Raw genomic sequence first — 2,944 nt, forward strand, 5'->3', positions numbered from 1 at the left:
TGGAAGGACCAGACCCCGCTGTCCAACCACGAGCTGCGCATGGATGCCGATGTCTATCAGGACCGGCAGGACACCACCGTTTCCGTGGCCGTCAAGCTCAGGGACGAGGATGCCTATGCGGTCTTCTGGACCACAACCCCTTGGACCGTCCCCACCAACCTGGCCATCGTGGTCGGCGCTGACATCGAGTATTCGGAGGTCAGTCCGGTGTCCGGGCCCTTCGCTGGCAAGCGCTTCTACATCGCCACGGCTCGCCTGGGCGACTACGCCAAGCAGCTGGGGGAGGGCTACCAGGTGGTCCGCACCCTCAAGGGGTCCCAGATGGAGGGCTGGCGGTACTGGCCGGTTTTCCCCTACTTCGCCGGCGAGCAGGCCGAATCCGAGGGCGGCACCCCAGGCCCCAACGCCTATACCATCTACACGGCCGACTACGTCGACACCGTGGAGGGCACCGGCCTGGTCCACCAGGCTCCCTATGGCGAGGACGATATGAATACCCTGAACGCTAAGGGTATTCGTAGCGTGGACGTGCTTGATGCCGGCGCTGTCTTCACCGAGCAGTGCCCTGACTACCAGGGCATGCAGGCCTTCGAGGCCAACATGCCCATCGTGCGCAACCTGCGCGCAGGCGACGGCCCCCTGGCACAGATCCCTGCCGAGCACCGGGCTCTACTCTTCCAGGAGAAGAGCTACGTCCACTCCTATCCCCACTGCTGGCGTTGCGGCACCCCGCTGATCTACAAGCCGGTCTCCAGCTGGTTCGTCTCCGTGACCAAGATCAAGGACCGCCTGCTGGAACTCAACCAGCAGATCAACTGGATCCCTGAGAACGTCAAGGACGGCCAGTTCGGCAAGTGGCTGGCCAATGCCCGTGACTGGTCCATCTCCCGCAACAGGTTCTGGGGCTCGCCCATTCCGGTCTGGGTCTCGGACGATCCCAAGTACCCTCGGGTGGATGTCTATGGGTCCCTGGATGAGCTCAAGCAGGACTTTGGCCGTTACCCGACCGATGACAAGGGGCAGATCAACATGCATCGGCCTTGGATCGATCAGCTGACCAGGCCCAACCCCGACGATCCGACCGGCAAGTCCACCATGCACAGGATCACCGATGTGCTGGACTGCTGGTTCGAGTCGGGCTCCATGCCCTTCGCGCAGTTCCATTACCCCTTCGAAAACAAGCAGTACTTCGAAGACAGGGATCCCTGCGATTTTGTGGTGGAGTACATCGGTCAGACCCGTGGCTGGTTCTACACCATGCACATCATGTCCACGGCCCTCTTCGACCGCCCGGCCTTCAAGAACGTGATCTGCCATGGCATCGTCCTGGGCTCCGACGGACAGAAGATGAGCAAGCACCTGCGCAACTATCCGGATGTGAATGAGGTCTTCGACAAGTACGGATCCGATGCCATGCGCTGGTTCTTGATGAGCTCCTCCATCCTGCGCGGCGGCAACCTGGTCGTCACCGCCGATGGCATCCGCGACACGGTCCGTCAGGTCATGCTGCCGGTCTGGAGCTCATACTACTTCTACACGCTCTATGCCAATGCGGCCAACAAGGGCGCCGGCTACCAGGCCCAGGCGCTGACACCGGACCGTGTGGTCGACCTGCCGGAGATGGACCGTTTCCTGCTTGCACGGACCCGTCGACTGATCCAGTCGGTGCAGAAGGCTCTGGACGACTTCGCCATCTCGGAGGCCTGCGATGCGGTAACTGACTTCATCGATGTGCTGACTAATTGGTACATCCGCAACAACCGCGACCGCTTCTGGAGTGAGGATCACCAAGCCTTCGACACCCTCTACACGGTCCTGGAGGCCTTCGCCCGCGTTTTGGCCCCCTTGGCGCCCATGGAGGCCGAGCAGATCTGGCGGGGCCTGACCGGCGGCGAGTCGGTCCATCTGGCCGACTGGCCCTTCCTGGCCGACGAGGCCACCGGACAGGAGACCCAGCTGGGACAGGTCCTGTGCGACGATCCTGCCCTGGTAGCCGCCATGGAGAAGGTCCGCGAGGTGGTTTCGGCCACACTGGCCCTGCGCAAGGCCGAGCAGATCCGCGTCCGCCAGCCTCTGTCCCGGTTGACCGTAGTGGTTCGTGACCCTGACGCAGCTCGCCCCTACGTGGACGTGCTCAAGTCTGAACTCAACATCAAGGATGTGGAGTTCTGCACCCTGGATCAGGCCGGTCAGCACGGCCTGCGAATCATCCACGATCTTAAGGTCAATGCCCGTGCGGCCGGACCCCGACTGGGCAAGCTGGTCCAGTTCGTCATCCGTGCCTCCAAGCAGGGCGACTGGTCAGAGCAGGACGGCCATGTGGTCGTCACTACCCCTGATGGACCGGTGGCCCTGGAGCCAGGCGAATACGAGCTGGACAATCGGATCGAGCAGGAGGACGGCTCCCAGGCCGACCGTTCGGCCTCTGCAGCCCTGCCCACTGGCGGCTTCGTCATCCTCGACACCCAGCTGGATGATAACCTCTTGGCTGAGGGCTACGCCAGGGATCTGATACGCCAGGTTCAGGATGCCCGGAAGACCGCAGGTCTGGACATCGCTGACCGGATTCATCTGACCCTGACCCTGCCCGGAGAGGATGCCCCCAAGGCCCAGCAGTTCAGCGACCTGATCGCCCGAGAGACCCTGGCCACCAGCCTGACCGTCAACGCCGGCGATCTGGATCAGCCGCAGGTCAATTTGGTCAAGGCCTGATCGTAGCTGTACAAAAGGGCTTCCATCCTGTATCAGATGGAAGCCCTTTTCCATTCGAACTGCCTGGTTGGGTGTCCGCTTGTGTCACACTTGGCCGTGCAGCGGGCAGCGAAGTGTGCAGATCAGCCCTTGACCTTGTCGCTGACCTGGTCCAGGGTCTGCATATCCTCGTCGCTCAGTTCCAGATGGGCAGCGGCCAGGAGGGCCGGCAGCTGCTCAGGGGTGCGCGCAG

At 62.6% G+C, this 2,944-nt stretch carries 1 protein-coding gene; it reads left to right on the forward strand.

Annotated elements, in window-relative coordinates; all coding sequences use genetic code 11:
- The coding region (gene ileS, locus AC0AP0_RS11155) for a mupirocin-resistant isoleucine--tRNA ligase (RefSeq protein WP_490430515.1) at nucleotides 1-2,712 on the forward strand (2,712 nt) is incomplete at its 5' end.
- Nucleotides 2,713-2,944 lie beyond the last annotated feature (232 nt).

This window comes from Bifidobacterium sp. POST2/T3 (B1), assembly GCF_058197115.1.